This window comes from Tsukamurella sp. DT100 (genome assembly GCF_049844855.1).
In the GTDB taxonomy this organism is placed as follows: Bacteria; Actinomycetota; Actinomycetes; order Mycobacteriales; family Mycobacteriaceae; genus Tsukamurella.
On the sequence record NZ_JBNCLV010000030.1, the window covers coordinates 1 to 519 of the forward strand.

General features: G+C 70.5%; 1 protein-coding gene. It reads right to left on the reverse strand.

Annotation, left to right across the window (positions count from 1 at the left end):
* A partial coding sequence (locus tag ACLQ3K_RS26415; protein WP_426002278.1) for a serine/threonine-protein kinase occupies nt 1–519 on the reverse strand: 519 nt, incomplete at both ends.

Here is a 519-nt window from a genome sequence, read left to right on the forward strand (position 1 = left end):
GAGGCATTCGTAGCCGACGACGCCGAGGGAGTAGACGTCGGAGGCGGCGGTGGCGTCCTCGCCGGAGGCCTGCTCGGGGGAGATGTACTGGGCGGTGCCCATGACCATGCCGGTCTTGGTGACGGGTGCGGCGTCGACGGCCTTGGCGATGCCGAAGTCGGTGATCTTCACCTGCCCGGTGGGGGTGATGAGGATGTTGCCGGGTTTGACGTCGCGGTGCACCAGGCCGGCGGTGTGCGCGACCTGGAGGGCGCGGCCGGTCTGCTCGAGCAGGTCCAGGGCCTGCGCCTGGCTCAGGTGCCCGAGGCGGCTGAGGACGGCGTTGAGGGGCTCGCCGTTGACCAGCTCCATGACCAGGTAGGCCAGGGGTGCTCCGCCGGCCTGGTCGGCGGTCTCGCCGTAGTCGTAGACGCCGGCGATGCCGGGGTGGTTGAGTGCGGCGGTGGTGCGGGCCTCGTTGCGGAAGCGGGCCAGGAACTCCTGGTCCTCGGAGAACTCGGCCTTGAGGACCTTGACGGC